The sequence below is a fragment of the Kineosporia sp. A_224 genome (assembly GCF_002198655.1).
Lineage (GTDB): Bacteria > Actinomycetota > Actinomycetes > Actinomycetales > Kineosporiaceae > R-H-3.
The window spans coordinates 36301-51014 of record NZ_MWLN01000191.1 but is presented as its reverse complement, the minus strand read 5'-3'; the positions used below and the strand labels follow the sequence as shown (position 1 = coordinate 51014).

Below are 14714 nucleotides of genomic sequence, written 5' to 3'. Positions count from 1 at the left end.
CACCCGTACCGCCAACCACGATCGAGACGAGAGAAGGACTTAGTCATGCGCGTTCAGGGAAAGATGGGCCTCGTCACCGGAGCGTCCTCGGGCCTCGGCTACGAGACGGCGAAGCTGCTCGCGGCGGAGGGGGCGCACGTGCTCTTGGTGGACGTCGACGTCGAGGGTGGCGAGCGTGCCGCCGCGGAGATCCGCGATGCAGGTGGGGACGCCGTGTTCCGCAAGGTCGACGTGACCGTGGAGCAGGACATCATCGACGCCATCGCCGAGGTGCGGGAGCGCTGGGGTGGCTTCAACTTCATGCACAACAACGCCGGCACCCAGCTCGAGGTGCCTCTGCACGAGACGACGAACGAGGGCTGGGACCGCATCAACGACGTCAACCTCAAGGGCGTCTTCTGGGGCCTGAAGCACGGCGTCATCGCGATGCGTGAGACGGGCGGCGGCTCGATCGTGAACACGGCGTCGGCGCTGTCCCTGGTCGGTGACCCGTTCCTTCCCGCATACACCGCTACCAAGCACGGCGTCCTCGGGCTCACCCGTGCCGCAGGTGCGGCGTACGCGCTCGACGGGATCCGCGTGAACTGCGTCTGCCCCGGCGACATGGAGACGCCGATGATCATCAAGTACTGGGAGGCCACCGGTGACCCCGAGCAGGCCAAGATTGACATGGGTGCGGCGTACCCGGCGAAGAAGATCGGCCACCCGCGCGAGGTCGCGCAGATGATCCTGTTCCTCGTCTCGGACGAGTCGTCCTACGTCAACGCCTCCTACATGGTGGTCGACGGCGGTCTTCTCTCGAAGTGCTACTGAGGGCTGACGCATGAGCCAGTACGACGCGATCGTCATCGGGTCGGGGCACAACGGCCTGATCGCAGCCAACTACCTGGCTGACGCCGGGAAGAAGGTTCTCGTCGTCGAGCGGCGCAGCCGCATAGGCGGCGCAACGGTGACCGAGGAGTTCCTGCCCGGGTTCCGTGCGTCGTCCTGCTCGTACGTCTCGGGCCTGCTGCACCGCAAGATCCTCAAGGATCTCGAGCTGCATCGCTCGGGCCTTCGTCTCTACCAGACCGACGTGGGCGCGTCGAACGTGCTCCGGGATGGTCGGCACCTGTTCCTGTTCAACGAGCTCGGTCGCACCCTCCGGGAGATGGATCGCGTGGCCCCCGGAGAGGCCGATCGACTCACTGCTTTCGGACTGCGTCTCGAGCGCTTCGCGCAGATCTTCAACCAGTGGCTGCTGGTCGACGAGCCGCCGTCGCTCGACGAGGTCGTCGCGACCTTCATCGACTCTGGTGAGCAGGACCTGTTCACCGAGTTCTTCACCTACAGCGGACTCGACCTCGTCGACCGCTACTTCGAGAGCGACATCGTCAAGGGACTGCTCATGTTCACCGCGATGGTGAGCGTCTGGGGCGGTCCGCGAACCCCGGGCTGGGCCTACGTCTACGGCCACCATGCGATCGGCGAGTACGACGGTCACATGGGCCAGTTCGCCTTCCCCCGCGGCGGTATGGGCTCCATCGCCGAGTCGCTGGCCACCCGGGGGCGGGCCCGTGGTGTCGAGGTGCTCACCGACGCCGCGGTGCAGAGGATCACCACCACCAAGGGCGCGGTCGCCGGTCTCGTCCTCGCCGACGGCCGCGAGTTCACGGCACCGTTCGTGCTGTCCAACGCCGATCCGCAGCGCACGCTGCTGGGGATGGTGGACGGCGCGGACCTGCCCGACGAGTACCGGGTGGGGGCCGAGCGTTTCGACGCGCGCGGCTCGATGGCTCGGGTGCTCCTCGCGCTCGACGCGCTCCCCGACTTCGTCGGTCTTCCGCCGGGCGAGGGCCCGCAGCACCGCGGGCTCACGATCCTCGGCGCGGAGGTGGAGGCCTTCGAGCGTGTGTCGGACGCGCAGCGGTACGGCCGGATCCCCGACGACTTCCCGATCGAGTTCATCATCCAGTCCGTGCACGACGACACGATGGCCCCGCCGGGCAAGCATGTGCTCAGCACCGGGATCCAGCAGCTCCCGTTCGAGCTCGCCGAGGGCACATGGGACACCGAGAAGGGCCGGTTCACGGCGCGGGTGCTCGACGTCCTGGAGACCTACTCGCCCGGCATCAAGGACCGCGTCATCGGCACCCACACCATCACGCCGCTCGACCTCGACCGCGAGTACGGACTGCCGCAGGGCAACATCTTCCACGGGGCGATGACGCTCGGGCAGATGTTCGACGCGCGACCGGTGCCGGGCTGGGGGTCCTACCGCACTCCCGTCGCCGGCCTCTACCTCTGCGGCGCAGGAACGCACCCGGGTGGTGGCGTGATCGGCGCGCCAGGTCACAACGCGGCCCACGCCCTGCTGCGCGATGAGGCGGCGGGAGGGTGGTCGCCGTCGCGTGAGCCGAGCGGCCGCGCCGTCGGTCGTGCGCCGCTCCTGCAACGCCTCATGTCGAGGCCCGCGGTCCGCAAGGTGGGCCTCACGCTCGCCAAGCAGCCCGGCATCGGCAAGGCGGCCGACAGGTTCTCCAAGCGCTGACGCGACCATCGCGCCGGCGATCGGCGACCCTCAGTGCGACTCGCGGCTCACGACCGACCCGCTGGACCCGAGGAGGAAGTCGAGGTCGGCACCGGTGTCGGCCTGCAGCACGTGGTCGACGTAGAGCTTCTCCCACCCGCGCAGGGGTCGTGCGTACGCCGCGAGCGCCTCCGCCGACGGCTCCCGCGCGGCCAGCTCGTCGTCGCCGAGCTCGATGTCGATGCGGCGTCGCGCCACGTCGAGCACCACGACGTCGCCGGTGCGGATGCGGGCGAGCGGCCCGCCCGCCGCTGCCTCCGGAGCGACGTGGAGCACGACCGTCCCGTACGCCGTGCCGCTCATCCGGCCGTCGCAGACCCGCACCATGTCGCGGACCCCCTGCTCGAGCAGCTTGGCCGGCAGGGGCATGTTGGCCACCTCGGGCATCCCGGGGTAGCCGCGCGGCCCGCATCCGCGCAGCACCAGCACCGTGTCCGCGTCCACGTCCAGGTCCGGGTCGTCGATGCGTGTGTGGAAGTCCTCGACGGAGTCGAACACCAGCGCCCGCCCGCGGTGCTGGAGCAGGTGCGGGGAGGCCGCGGCGGGCTTGATGATCGCGCCGTCCGGGGCGAGGTTTCCGCGCAGCACCGCGAGGCCGGCATCGGCGAGCACGGGTTCGCCGCAGCTGCGGATCACATCTGCGTCCCACACGCGGGCGTCGTCGAGGTGTTCCACGAGCGGACGGCCGTCGATGCACATCGCCGTGGGGTCGAGCAGGTCGCGGACCTCGCGGAGCACGGCGAGCAGGCCGCCCGCGCGGTGGAGGTCGTCCATGAGGAAGCGCCCAGCCGGCTGCAGGTCGACCAGGCACGGGACGCCACGACCGATCCGGTCGAGATCGTCGAGCGTCAGCGGCACACCGAGACGACCGGCGATGGCGAGCAGGTGCACCACGGCGTTCGAGGAGCCGCCGATCGCGGCCAGCGTGACGATCGCGTTGTGGAACGACGCACGGGTGAGTACCTGGCTCGGTGTGCGACGGCGCTTCACCAGCTCGACCGACAGGCGCCCCGTGGCGTTGGCGGCGACGAGCAGCCTCGAGTCCGGCGCCGGAGTGCCGGCGACGCCGGGGATCGTCATGCCGAGCGCCTCGGCGAGAAGACCCATCGTCGACGCCGTGCCCATGGTGTTGCAGTGGCCGCGGCTGCGGATCATCGACGACTCGGACGACCGGAACTCCGCGGCGCTCATCGTCCCGGCACGCACCTCTTCCGACAGCCGCCAGACGTCCGTGCCGCAACCGATGTCGTCGCCACGGAACGACCCTGTGATCATCGGCCCGCCCGGTACGACCGCGGCCGGCAGGTCGACCGACCCGGCTGCCATGAGCAGCGAGGGGATCGTCTTGTCGCACCCGCCGAGCAGCACGACTCCGTCGATCGGGTTGGCGCGCAGGAGCTCCTCGGTCGCCATCGCAGCCATGTTCCGCCACAGCATCGCGGTCGGCCTGACCTGCGTCTCGCCGAGCGAGACCACGGGCAGCTCGAGGGGGATCCCGCCTGCCTCGAGGATGCCGTCGCGGACCGAGGCTGCGACGTCGGACAGGTGACGGTTGCACGGTGTGAGATCAGACGCGGTGTTCGCGATGGCGATGTGCGGGCGGTCCTCGAAGGCGTCGTCCGGGAGCCCGCGTCGCATCCAGGCACGATGGATGTAGGCGTTGCGGTCGTCGCCGCCGTACCACTGGGCGGAGCGCAGACCGTCCGCGGACGTCTGCTGCGTCATCCCGCGCGCCCGGCCAGCTCGTCGAGCCACCGCAGCGCCACCAGAGTGTGGTGGGAGTCGCCGCCCTCGTGGCCGCTCCAGTGGTACTCGCGCACCTCCTTCGGCCCCGCCCACGCGTTGTACGCCGCGTAGCAGGTGGACGGTGGGCAGATGTCGTCCATCAGGCCGATCTCGAACAGCGCAGGGCTGGTCGCCAGACCGGCGAGGACGACGCCGTCGACGTACGACAGCGTCCGACGGACCGCGTCGAGGTCGTAAGGCCGAGCCTTGAGGTAGAACGCCAGCTCGTTGTACGGGTCGCCCGCAACGAGGGTCGAGGCGCGTTCGACGTCGCACCAGAACGGCACGCCCACGAGCGAGCCGAGCACGTCCGGCACCAGCGCCGACGCCCCGATCGTGATGGCCCCGCCCTGGCTCCCGCCGCCGACTGCGACGCGCGCGGCGTCGATGCCGGGCAGCTCGCGGGCGACGTCGACGGCGCGCGCCGCGTCGACGAATACGCGCGCGTAGTACTGCGTGGACGGGTCGAGGATGCCGCGCGTCACGAAGCCCGAGGTCTGCGGGTTCGCGGCATATCCGGGGTCCGGGGTGTCGGCCCATCCCTGCCCGCGTGTGTCCATGACCAGCGTCGCCCACCCGGCCGATGGCCAGAGCGTCCACTCGTGGGCGAGGCTTCGGCCTCCGCCGTACCCGATGTACTGGACCAGGCAAGGCAACGGTGCCTCGACGCCCACGGGGGTCAGCAGCCACGCCTTGATCCGATGGCCCTCGGCTCCGCTGAACTCGAGGTCCTGGACCGAGATCCTGGTGAGCGGCGAGTCGACGGGAGCCGATGTCACCGGCGTCGCGGCCGCCCTGGCGGTGGCCAGACGATCCGCCCAGAACTCCTGGACGTCGGCCGCAGGGGCCACGGCGCTGCGGAACTCACGCAGCTCGTCGAGCGGTAGGTCGGTCCAGGGCATGGAGTCTCCTCAGGGTGGGTCGCGATCGATTGTGCCGACAGCCGGGGTCGAGCCGAAGCAGGTCAGGCCGATCCGCGCAGTCGCAGCTCGACGGGCAGCAGGACCTCTCGCTGGGCGATGCGACGTCCCGACAGTGCGGTCAGCAGGAGGCCTGCTGCGGCCCGCCCCATCTCCCACGCGGGTACGGCCACGGTGGTGAGCGGCGGATCCATGTGCGGCGCGAACACGAAGTCGTCGAAGCCGCACACCGCGACATCGCGGGGCACGCGCAGCCCGCGGTCGAGCAGGTGGCGAACGACTCCCAGCGCCATGAGGTCGCTGCCGCACACGACCGCCGTCGGAGGGTCGCTCAGCCCGAGAAGCGCCTCGACGTGAACACCGATCCCCGTTGGCTCCCAGCCGCCCTCGAACACGATCAGCCGCGAGTCGGCGACGAGGGAGGACTCGGTGAGACCGATGCGGTAGCCGGCGTAGCGCTCCTCGAGCACGGCCCACTCGGATCCGGCGGCGACGAACGCGATACGCCGATGGCCCTGTGCAGCGAGATGCCGAACCAACTTCCGCGATCCGTCACGCTGGTTCGCGATCACCGTGAGGTAGCCGGCGTGGCTGCGCGGGACGACCTCGTCGAGCAGCACGAACGGCACTCCGGATGCGGCGACACGCTCCGCGACGCGCTGCCGCCGGCCGCGAGGGCCGGACAGCAGCAGGCACACGCCGGTGACCTCTCGGTCGAGCACGGGTCGCAGGAGGTCGTCGTCGGTGTCCAGCGAGCTGTGCACGAGAACGCTCATGTCGTGCGCGCGTGCGACGTCACCGATCCCCGACAGGTAGAGCGAGGTCAACGGATCGGCGAGGAACCGGTCGCTCTCGTCGAGAACCAGGAAGCCGAGTCGGCGGGATCGGAGGTGACCTGGCTGGCCGGACGAGCGCGCCGGCCGGTAGCCGAGCTGCTCCATGGCCGCCTGGACGCGCCCCCTCGTGCCCGAGGAGAGCTTGGCAGTGCGACCGTGCACGTAGTTGCTCACCGTCTGCGTCGAGACGCCGGCCAGGTCAGCGACGTCGCGCATGCGGGGCGGCGTTACTCGCGTGTCACGCACGATGATGGCCACCGCCTCCCTGCATACGCTCCTCGGTCCGTGCCGGTGCCCACCGGTGCGGCCGACCGCATCTTCATCATACATATGATGTTGAATTTGGGGAAGGTTGGCCGAACGGACCCGGCCGACATCCTCGACGAACTCACCCGATGGCTCGGCAGTCATGCCCACCGGTCGCCGCTACGAGTACGTGCTCCCTCCCTTTCGGCGGGCTGTGGTACCGGCCCCTCGCTGTCACAAGCACGCAGTTGCCAGATCGCTCACCTCGCATTCGAACTCCTGGATCCGACGACCGTCCGTCATGAGCCCGTTGGACACACAGGCGAAGGACAGTCCGGTGGCGGGGTCTGCCCAGGCGATCTGACCGCCGGCACCGCCATGACCGAACGCCTGCTCGGAGTTCCGTCGACCGAAGCCGCGATGGGCTGCTTCGTGTCTCGGGCCGGCTATGGCGAAGCCCACGGATCTGTTCGCGCTGACCCCCGCGTAGTCGTCCATGAACCTGTTGACCACCTCGGACGTGGCCTGAGCGAGGATGTCAGGCCGCCACAGGCCGCTTCTGTTGCGAAGGAACTCCTGGTAGGTGGAGGCGACTTCGGTGGCGGTCATGACGCAGCCCGCGCCTGGGAGGCCTGCGCTCATCACGGGTTCGCTCCCGACGGCGAGAAGCCACGCCCACGAGGCGGTGTCGTCCGGCGTCGAACTCGTCGGCAGGACCGGCGGGAGGTAGTCGGACGGAGACGTGACGCCCAGGACACGTTGGGGGAGCCTGAGGCTCGTGGTGACGAGGCGGTGAAACGCGTCGCCGTGCTCCTCACCGGTGAGCGCGCTCAGGACGGCTGCCAGCACCCAGTGAGCTGAAACGGCGTGGTAGACGTATCGGCTCCCGGGCTCCCACTCCAACTCCCATTCAGCGATGGCCGCCAGGCGAGTCCGGGAGTCTCCGAGTCGCGTCAAGTCCGCGGAGGCGTTCGGGAAGCCTCCCGTATGGCTCATGACATCGCTCAGCCGCACACCCCCGATGGGGCACGACGTCAGCTCGGGGACCAACTCGGCGATGCTGGTACTGAGCTCGAATCCCTCGGTGCCGGCCAGTCGCCATATCGCGGAGGCGAAGAGGGGCTTGCTGATGCTGTAGACACAGAACCGGGTCGTGTCCCCACACCCGAAGGACATGGTGAGGTTGTGCGGCCCGCGCGCCAGAGCCAGTTGAAGAGCCGGCAGAGACTCCCGGCGCACGTGTCGAGCGGCGTAGGCGCGAAGGTCCCGCAGCGCCTCGGCTTTGAACGGCTCCATGAGGCTCCCAGGCTCTCTCGTCGTGAGGTTCAGGTCCCCTGGGGTACGACGCGTCGGCGGTTCGGAGACCCGCTGTACCCGACCCTCACCGGAATCGGGGTTCGAGCAACGTAGGAGCGGCCCCTGTCGTATCGGTCCACGGTGCCGGCAACCCGAACAGGCGAGCCGCCTTGTGGAAGGCCGCGGCGAGGGACACGGGTCGATCGCCTACCGCACGAGTGGATCGGGCCTCAGGTGCGGCGGGGTGGAGCAGCCGGCAGTACCAGCCGGTCGGTCGACCATTCGAGCTGGGCGAGCCGGTCCTCGGCCGACTGCATATGCTCGTACATCGCTGCGCTCGACGCGGCCCCGTCGCGCGCGAGGATCCCGTCCAGGATCGCGCGGTGCTGCGCGTGCGCGATCTCCTGGCCGCCTGGGATCAGGGCCGTGCCCCGTCGGGCGAGCGTGAAGGGTTCGGCCATGAGGTCGAACAGGTCCCGGGCGATCACCACGCCGGACATCTCTGCGATCTCCGCGTGGAAGTCGCCGTCGGCGAGGACGTAGGAGGCTGGGTCGTCCTTCCATCGCTCGAGGTCGTCGAAACGTCGCTGCAGGCTGGCGCGCTGCTCGTCGTCCGCAGCCAGCGCGGCCATCGAGGCGAGCACCGGCTCGATCCCCTTGCGCAGAATGAGCAGCTCCCGGACGACGACCTCGCCGCCAGGGTGTCGCAGCCGTGCCGCCAGCAGGTCGGGATCGAACGTCCGCCAGTGCTTCGCGGGCTCCACGATGGTGCCGCGGCCCCGCCAGGTACTGACCAGTCCCTTCTCGGTGAGCACCTTCACGCTCTCGCGCAGCACGGTTCGGGATACGTCGAACTCGGCGCCCAGCTGTCCTTCGGAGGGCAGTGCGCTCCCCTCGGGGTAGGCCCCGGTGACGATGCGGTCCAGCAGTTCGTGCATCACCGGGACCCACATCGGGCCCTTGGGAGCAATCATGCGCATCTCCACGCCTCGCCGGGTTCGTCGGGACCGCCACGCTATCGCCACGGCCGGTAGCGCCGGCCGTGGCGTTGAGAGTAGAGATCATACGTACTATCTTAGGTCGTCGCCATTGATCCCGAGGAGGTCCACGGTGCCTGAGGGCTCCGAGCAGCTGGTGCTCGACGGTCTGCGCCACGTCGGCGTCGTACCGGTGGTCACGGTCACCGACGCCGCGACGGCCCCCGAGCTCGTGGGCGCCCTCGCCGCTGCTGGTCTGCGCTACGTAGAGATCACCCTTCGGACACCGGCCGCGCTGGACGCGCTCGCGGCTGCGCGCAGCGCGGGAGTGCTCGGCGCCGGCACCGTGACCACGGTCCGCGACGCTGAGAGCGTACTCGAGGCCGGCGTCCGCTTCGTCGTCTCGCCCGGCCTCGACGAAGGCGTCGTGCGCATCTGCCAGGAGGCCGGTGTGCCGGTTCTGCCGGGTGTCGCGACGCCCACCGAGGTCATGGCCGCGCGCGCTCTTGGTCTGCGCTGGGTCAAGGTCTTCCCCGTCGCGCACCTCGGTGGGGCAGGGTTCGTCCGCGCGCTGTCGTCGGTCTGGCCGGACATGACCTTCCTCCCCACGGGTGGTGTCTCGCGCGACAACGCGCGCGAGTACCTCGACATCCCCGCTGTCGCCGCGATCGGAGGGAGCTGGATGGTTCCCGCCGGCCTCGTCGCTGCCCACGACTGGCCCCGGATCGGGCAGCTCGCCCGCGACGCCGCCGAGCTCAGGAGCTTTTCATGACCCTCACGCTCCGCGCGATCGACGAATGCCGGTACGACGCCGTCGCACTGGGCGAGGTCATGCTGCGGCTCGACCCGGGCGAGGGTCGGGTACGCACGGCGCGCAGCTTCCGAGCCTCGGAGGGCGGTGGCGAGTACAACGTCGCCAGAGGTCTGCGGCGCGCGTTCGGCCAGCGCACGGCCGTCGTCACGGCGCTCGGTGACAACGAGGTGGGGCTGCTCCTGGAGGACCTCATCCTGCAGGGCGGCGTCGATACGGCTTACCTCGTGTGGAAGGAGGCCGACGGGATCGGGCGTGAGAACCGCAACGCACTGAACTTCACCGAGCGCGGTTTTGGGGTACGTGGCGCGTTGGGGGTGTCCGACCGGGCGCACAGCGCCACCGCCGCGCTGGCCCCCGACGACGTCGACTGGGACCGCCTCTTCGGGGTGGACGGCGTGCGTTGGCTGCACACGGGCGGCATCTTCGCCGGGCTCTCGGCAGCGACCGCCGAGGTCGCCGAGGCGGCGATGACGGCGGCACGCGCCCACGGCACCGTCGTGTCGTACGACCTGAACTACCGCCCGAGCATCTGGCGCGAGCAGGGCGGTCAGGCTCGCGCGCAGGAGGTGAACCGGCGGCTCGTCGCGCTCGTCGACGTGCTGTTCGGGAACGAGGAGGACTTCACCAGCGCTCTCGGCTTCGAGGTTGACGGCGTCAACGACGCTCTCACCGCGCTCGACCCGTCGCACTTCGAGGCGATGATCGCGTCGGTGACCGCGGCGTTCCCGCAGCTCGAGGTGGTGGCCACGACGCTGCGTGAGGTGCACACGGCCTCGGTCAACGGCTGGGGAGCGGTCGCCTGGTCGGCGGCCGCGGGGTTCGCGAGGGCGACGAACCGTCGGGAGCTCGCCATCCTCGATCGGGTGGGTGGTGGTGACTCGTTCGCGTCGGGTCTCGCGTTCGGTCTGCTCGAGGGGCGCTCGCTGCTGGAGGCGGTCGAGCTGGGGGCGGCGCACGGTGCGCTGGCCATGACGACTCCCGGAGACACGTCGATGGCGAGCCGGTCCGAGGTCGAGAGCCTTGCTGCCGGGGGATCCGCGAGAGTCCAGCGGTGAGCGCCTACGGCTGGGAGGTCGCCGCGGCGGTCCGCGCGGATGTCGGCGAAGGCCCCGCGTGGGACGGCCGCGACGGGGTGCTGTGGTTCGTCGACGTGACGCCGGGCGACCTCTACCGGCTCGACCCGGTGTCCGGTCAGGTCGCGCGCCGATCCGTCGCACTGCCGACGGGGGCAGTGATCCCCTCCGCCACGGGCGGTCTCGTCCTCGCGATGGAGGACGGCGTCCACACGTACTCCTGGGACGACACGAACTCCACGCTCGTCGTGCCCCTCGAGGCGGACGACCACACCGTGCGGATGAACGACGCGAAGTGCGATCCCCGCGGTCGCCTGTGGGGCGGGACGATGGCGTACGACTACGCGCCCGGTCGTTCGACGCTCTACTCCTTCACGCCCTCCGGGCCGGTCGCCGTCGCACCCGGATGCACCATCGCGAACGGCACCGGCTGGAGCCCGGACGGATCGAGGATGTACTTCATCGACACCGCGACCGGGCGGATCGACGTCTTCGACTACGACCTAGAGACGGGTGCGGCCGCCGGCCGGCGTCCGTGGGTGGCCATCGATCACGGTGATGGGAGTCCCGACGGCATGACGGTCGACTCCGAGGGAGGCGTCTGGGTCGCTCTCTGGGGCGGCAGCGCCGTACGCCGGTACTCGCCCGACGGCGAGCTCGTGGCCGTCGTGGATCTCCCCGTGACACAGGCGGCCAGCGTCTGCTTCGGCGGGTCGTCGCTCACCGAGCTCTACGTCACGACGGCGGCGTACGAGCTCTCGGCCACCGAACTCGACGAGCAGCCGCTGGCCGGGGCCACCTTCGTCGTGGCGACCGACGTGGTCGGGAGCCCCACCGTGGCTGTCGATCCGGTGTCCCTGGGGCTTGGGTCGTGACCGCGGGCCGGGCGGAGGTGACCCGGCCTTGACCGCCGCACGGGATCCTCGGTGGCCCCTTCTGCTGCCGCTGTGCGACCCCGCGGTCCGTCGACTTGCCGCTGCTCGTTTCGCGGCACTTCTCGGATCTAGCCTGCTGCCCACCGCACTGGCGTTCGCCGTGCTGGGGATGACCGACACCTCGGCGTCGACGCTCGGCGCGGTGGTGGCCGCCGCTGTCGGTGGACAGGTCCTGGCGCTGTTGCCGGGCGGCGTGGTCGCTGACCGAACGAGTCGGCGACGGCTCATGACCGCGGCGGAGCTGGCGGCTGGTGCGGCGACGCTGGTCATGGGGACGCTGGTGCTCCTCGGTCACGCCACGGTGCTCCAACTCGCGATCCTCGCCGCCGGCGGTGGCGCCGCCACGGGGTTCTTCTACCCCGCGTTCACCGGATTCGTCCCGGAGGTCGCGGCGCCGGAGCAGCTGCAGTCGGTCAACGCCCTGCTGCGCTTCTCCGTGAATGTCGCGCGCATCCTGGGGGCAGCGCTCAGCGGTGTGCTGGTGGCGTCCCTCGGGGCGGGTGTGGCGATCACCGGCAGCGGGCTGGCGAGCGTGACGGCGGCCGCACTCATCGCGTGGGTGCCACCTCGCCACTCAGTGCCCCGCGCAGCCGCGTCGCGTCCGCTCGGGGACTTCCGAGAGGGCTGGCGCGAGTTCCGCAGCCGTCGGTGGGTCGTCGTGATCGTGATCCTCGGGGCCGTGTCGAACCTGGGAGTCGGAGCGGCCCTCGGAGTCCTCGGCCCGCTGCAGTCGAAAGCGTCGCTCGGCGGTGCCACCGCCTGGGCGACCATCTCGTCGGCGCTGGCCCTGGGCACCGTCCTAGGAGCCTTCGTGGCCGTCCGGATCCGTGTGCACCGTCCCCTGGTCGTGGCCATGCCCGCTCTCGGGCTCTTCGCCCTTCCCCTTGCTGCGCTTGCAGTCCCGACGTCGATGCTTGTCATTGCCGGTTCAGCCTTCGTGGCCGGAGTCGCGCTCGACGTCTTCTCCGTGCTGTGGGACACCTCGCTGCAGCGCTACGTGCCCCACGAGGCGCTCTCGCGTGTGTCCGCCTTCGACTGGCTCGGTTCCTTCGCGCTCTCGCCGCTGGCACTGGTGGCCGCAGGACCGCTGGTCGACGCATTCGGCATCGCACCTGTGCTGTGGGTGGCCGCCGGTCTCGCGGCCATGCCGCCGCTCGCCCTCCTCGAGGCGCAGGTGCGTCAGCTGGGCGCACGGCGGGGATCGTCTGAACGCTGATCAGCCCACGAACCAGCTCGCGTCCATCTGCAGCGCGCCGCCCACTCGGACGAAGACCGGCACCACGTCGATCGGGGCCTCGACGTTCACCCATCGGCCCCCGTCATGGGTCGTCCCCGCGCGCGGGTCGCGCCAGGACGAACCGTCCGGCAGGTAGACCTTCCGGCTGCGCACGCCTGCGTCGGTCACGGGGGCGACGAGCAGGTCGGGTCCCAGCAGGAACTGGTCCGAGATCCCGACAGCGACCACGTCGTCGGGGTGCTGGAACCACATCGGTCGTACCGGTGGTGTGCCCTCGCTGGCCGTCACGTCGAGAACGTCGTGCAGGTAGGGACGCAACCGCTCCCTGAATGCGAGCAGCCCCCGCATGATCTGGTAGGCCGGCTCGCCGAACGACCACACCTCGTTGGGTCCACCGGCTGAGAAGATGCCGGCGCCGAAGAAGTCCGGGTGACGGTTTCCGTGCATCCTCAGCACCGGCCAGAAGACCGCGAACTGGAACCATCGCACGAGCAGCTCGCGGAAGTCATCGCTGTCCCGGTCGGCCCCGAAGAAGCCGCCGATGTCCGACGTCCACCACGGTATGCCGCTCACCATCATGTTGAGCCCGGCCCCGACCTGCAGCCGGAGGCTCTCCCACGTCGACTGCACGTCACCCGACCACACGGCGGCGCCATAGCGCTGGCTGCCGGCCCAGGCCGACCGGACAAGGAGCATCGACTCGGTGTCGTCGACGCCGTCGAGCCCCTCCCGGACAGCCTGCGCGTCGAGCAGTGGGTACATGCTCGACACCTCGGTCCCGTGGCCCAGGTGGTAGCGCGCCGAATCCTCGAACAGCGCACCGCGGCCGGCCGTCAGCTCGGGCTCGCAGGCGTCGAGCCAGAACGCGCGCACACCGATCCGGTGGTAGCCCTCCTCGATCCGCTCCCAGTAGAAGCGGCGGGCCGCAGGGTTCGAGAGATCGAGCAGCGCGAGGGCGACTCCCTCGGGTGCCTCACGATCGGCGAAGGAGAACAGTGCCGGGCCGCCGTCCGCAGAACCGACGAGCAGTCCGTTGTCGTGCAGGTGGCCGAAGTGCTTGCTGCGCGGGCTCACGTGCGGCCACACCGCCACCATGAGCCGTACGCCGGCGGCATCGAGCTCAGCAACCATCGCGGCGGGGTCGGGCCACGCCTCGGCGTCCCACTCCCACTCGCCGAGACGCGTCCAGTGCATGTAGTCGACGAACATCGCCGTCAAGGGAAGGTCACGCGCGAGATGCTCCCGCGCCACCGACAGCAGCTCGTCCTGCGAGGTGTAGTAGCTGTTGCTCTGCCAGTATCCGCTCGCCCACCGCGGTAGAGGCGGCGGATACCCGGTGAGGTCGTGGTACCGCCGCAGCACATCGGCCGGCGTCTCCCCGGCGTAGACCACGTAGTCGAGCTGCGCCGCCCGGTGGGCCACCCACCGTGTGTGGTTGGCGCCGAGCTCGACACGTCCGACCGCGGGCGAGTTCCAGAGCAGGCCGTAGCCGCGCGACGAGACAAGCGCGGGCACGGCCACCTGGCTGTTGCGCTGCCACAGGTCGACGACGCAGCCCTTGAGATCCAGTCGACCCAGCGTGTGCTGACCTAGGCCGTAGAAGCGCTCCTCGTCGTGAGCGGCGAAGGTCGCCTCCGCACCGTGGCGGCCGTCGGCGAGGACGGGGTACCACCGGTGCGGACGCAGGGGCGGCTCGTCCGGGTCGAACGCGGGCTCGCCCAGGAGCACTCCGTCGCGTCCTTCGAAGGTGAGTCGTCCAGACCGCTCGACGACAGCGCACAGGGATCCGCTGGCGACGCGCAGCGACCCCGTGCGCTCGTCGAACTCGACGCGCGCCTGCGTCGGCGACGACACGACGGCCTGTGCGACCTCGGTCGGTTCGGGTTCGACCGCGCCGCGCACGCGCAGGGTGTCGGCGCCCCAGGCGTCGATGCGCAGCGTCTCGCCGGCCAACCGCACCGTCACGCCGGTGGTCCGCCGCTCGAAGCGCATGAGGTTCTCCTAGTCGTGATCGCGCGCCGACGGT

At 70.3% G+C, this 14714-nt stretch carries 12 protein-coding genes; 6 read left to right on the top strand and 6 right to left on the bottom strand.

Annotation, left to right across the window (positions count from 1 at the left end):
* Positions 1-45 precede the first annotated feature (45 nt).
* Positions 46-813 carry an SDR family NAD(P)-dependent oxidoreductase gene (locus EDJALFJO_RS20545; protein ID WP_088288178.1) on the top strand — a complete coding sequence of 256 codons (768 nt, stop codon included), beginning with the start codon at positions 46-48 and terminating at the stop codon, positions 811-813.
* A gap of 10 nt (positions 814-823) precedes the next feature.
* Positions 824-2530, top strand: coding sequence for an NAD(P)/FAD-dependent oxidoreductase (locus EDJALFJO_RS20540; protein WP_088288177.1), 1707 nt, complete (start codon positions 824-826; stop codon positions 2528-2530).
* 30 nt (positions 2531-2560) lie between these two features.
* Here EDJALFJO_RS20540 and EDJALFJO_RS20535 read toward each other — a convergent pair whose 3' ends face one another.
* From EDJALFJO_RS20535 to EDJALFJO_RS20515, 5 genes are all read right to left on the bottom strand, one after another.
* A complete protein-coding gene (locus tag EDJALFJO_RS20535) occupies positions 2561-4294 on the bottom strand; it encodes an IlvD/Edd family dehydratase (RefSeq protein ID WP_088288176.1) in 1734 nt (577 codons plus the stop codon).
* On the bottom strand, positions 4291-5256 hold the full coding sequence (locus EDJALFJO_RS20530) for an acetylxylan esterase (protein ID WP_088288175.1): 966 nt from the start codon (positions 5254-5256) through the stop codon (positions 4291-4293). The genes EDJALFJO_RS20535 and EDJALFJO_RS20530 overlap by 4 nt, the downstream gene beginning before the upstream one ends.
* A 62-nt stretch (positions 5257-5318) precedes the next feature.
* Complete coding sequence (locus EDJALFJO_RS20525) at positions 5319-6521, bottom strand: LacI family DNA-binding transcriptional regulator (protein ID WP_233149971.1); 1203 nt, start codon at positions 6519-6521, stop codon at positions 5319-5321.
* A 69-nt stretch (positions 6522-6590) separates the two neighbouring features.
* A complete protein-coding gene (locus tag EDJALFJO_RS20520; protein ID WP_088288173.1) occupies positions 6591-7652 on the bottom strand; it encodes a serine hydrolase in 1062 nt (353 codons plus the stop codon).
* A 230-nt stretch (positions 7653-7882) separates the two neighbouring features.
* Positions 7883-8626, bottom strand: a complete 744-nt coding sequence (locus EDJALFJO_RS20515) for a FadR/GntR family transcriptional regulator (protein ID WP_158220504.1) — start codon at positions 8624-8626, stop codon at positions 7883-7885.
* 136 nt (positions 8627-8762) lie between these two features.
* On the opposite strand from EDJALFJO_RS20515, the gene EDJALFJO_RS20510 reads away from it, so the two are divergent.
* The 4 genes from EDJALFJO_RS20510 to EDJALFJO_RS20495 are packed head-to-tail and all read left to right on the top strand — an operon-like array spanning position 8763 to position 12667.
* A complete protein-coding gene (locus EDJALFJO_RS20510; RefSeq protein WP_198950493.1) occupies positions 8763-9401 on the top strand; it encodes a bifunctional 4-hydroxy-2-oxoglutarate aldolase/2-dehydro-3-deoxy-phosphogluconate aldolase in 639 nt (212 codons plus the stop codon).
* Entirely contained in the window at positions 9398-10498 is a 1101-nt protein-coding gene (locus tag EDJALFJO_RS20505) for a sugar kinase (RefSeq protein ID WP_088288170.1), read from the top strand. Before EDJALFJO_RS20510 ends, EDJALFJO_RS20505 begins: the two co-directional genes overlap by 4 nt.
* Positions 10495-11391 (top strand): SMP-30/gluconolactonase/LRE family protein, encoded by an 897-nt coding sequence (locus EDJALFJO_RS20500; protein WP_088288169.1) that lies wholly within the window; start codon positions 10495-10497, stop codon positions 11389-11391. Before EDJALFJO_RS20505 ends, EDJALFJO_RS20500 begins: the two co-directional genes overlap by 4 nt.
* Positions 11381-12667 carry an MFS transporter gene (locus EDJALFJO_RS20495; RefSeq protein WP_369812561.1) on the top strand — a complete coding sequence of 429 codons (1287 nt, stop codon included), beginning with the start codon at positions 11381-11383 and terminating at the stop codon, positions 12665-12667. Before EDJALFJO_RS20500 ends, EDJALFJO_RS20495 begins: the two co-directional genes overlap by 11 nt.
* Here the strand turns inward: EDJALFJO_RS20495 and EDJALFJO_RS20490 are convergent, their stop codons facing one another.
* On the bottom strand, positions 12668-14680 hold the full coding sequence (locus tag EDJALFJO_RS20490; protein ID WP_088288167.1) for a TIM-barrel domain-containing protein: 2013 nt from the start codon (positions 14678-14680) through the stop codon (positions 12668-12670). It lies immediately after the preceding gene.
* Between the last annotated feature and the right edge of the window lie 34 nt (positions 14681-14714).